Here is a 1,363-nt window from a genome sequence, read left to right on the forward strand (position 1 = left end):
AGTCTCCGCACGGGACCGATACAGATCCTACGGGTGAGTACATCATTGGATCCGGCAAGTTGGCTGCAATTATTCCTGTTTTCTCTTTCTCCAAAATGCTTGCAGCAATCGAAAACAAGGATTTTGAGGGCGAAATAGAGGGAATGCCTGTCTTGAAATATGAGTCTGTACTACATGGAGAAGTCGAAAAGCCAGGCTTAGGTCCTTTGCATACCGAGTTTGATGGTAAAGGAAATGCCTACACTTCCATGTTTGTATCTTCTGAGATTGTCAAGTGGAATATTGAAACTTTGGAGGTATTGGATCGCGCACCTACCTACTACTCAGTTGGACACTTGAGTATCCCAGGTGGACCTACAGGCAAGCCACACGGCAAGTACTTGGTGGCATATAATAAGATTACCAAGGATCGCTACCTACCTACCGGACCGGAATTGGCTCATTCTGCTCAACTCTATGATATTTCGGGAGATAAAATGCAGCTGTTGTTGGATTTCCCGACTATCGGAGAGCCACACTATGCAGAAGCATTCCCTGCTTCCTTGGTTAAGGACCGTCAGGTCAAATTCTACCCAATCGAACAGAATCACAGCCCCTATGCCCTCAAAGGTATCAATGATGCCCGGGTGGAGCGGAAAGGAAAGGAAGTTCACGTGTACATGACTTCAATTCGATCCAATTTCAGACCGGATAATATTGAAGGAGTGGAGGTAGGAGATGAAGTGTATTTCCACGTGACTAATCTTGAACAAGACTGGGATGTGCCACATGGATTTGCGATAAAAGGAGCCAATACGGCCGAATTGTTAATCATGCCTGGAGAAACCTCTACGCTGAAGTGGGTACCGGATCGAGTGGGAGTTTATCCTTTCTACTGTACGGATTTCTGCTCGGCTTTGCACCAAGAAATGCAAGGATACCTGAGAGTTTCGCCCAAAGGATCCAATAGACCTTTGACTTACTCTACCGGAGTCTCTGAATAAGAATTAAACCCAGCAATCCATTGTCAAATTGAGCGAAGTCGAAATACCGTTGTACTTGGTACGACTGCCTTCGACTCCGCTCATGCTGACTAGCTAACCAGACAAATAGTCTATTTCTCCCCAATCCTCATGAAATCGCTCACTAGTACCAACCGGATGCTCCTTCTCTTGGCAGTTTTCACACTAATTCCAGCCTATTTCACTCCGCTCTGGCAGATCAGCCTTTGGGCTCCTCAGTATCCGGAAGGCCTGAATATGAAGATTTGGATTGACCATCTCAGTGGCAATGTAGATCAAATCAACGGTGTCAACCATTACATCGGAATGAAGCATATCGGAGTGGAAATGTTTCCAGAATTCATCTACCTCAAGTACATCAT

At 45.6% G+C, this 1,363-nt stretch carries 2 pseudogenes; both read left to right on the plus strand.

Annotated features, from left to right (window positions below):
- Window positions 1-983: pseudogene (locus OU792_RS18495) on the plus strand (Sec-dependent nitrous-oxide reductase); the annotation flags it as partial.
- Between the two features lie 129 nt (window positions 984-1,112).
- Window positions 1,113-1,363: pseudogene (locus OU792_RS18500) on the plus strand (hypothetical protein); the annotation flags it as partial.

Origin of the sequence: Algoriphagus sp. NF (assembly GCF_028823735.1) — a bacterium.
Lineage (GTDB): Bacteria > Bacteroidota > Bacteroidia > Cytophagales > Cyclobacteriaceae > Algoriphagus > Algoriphagus marincola.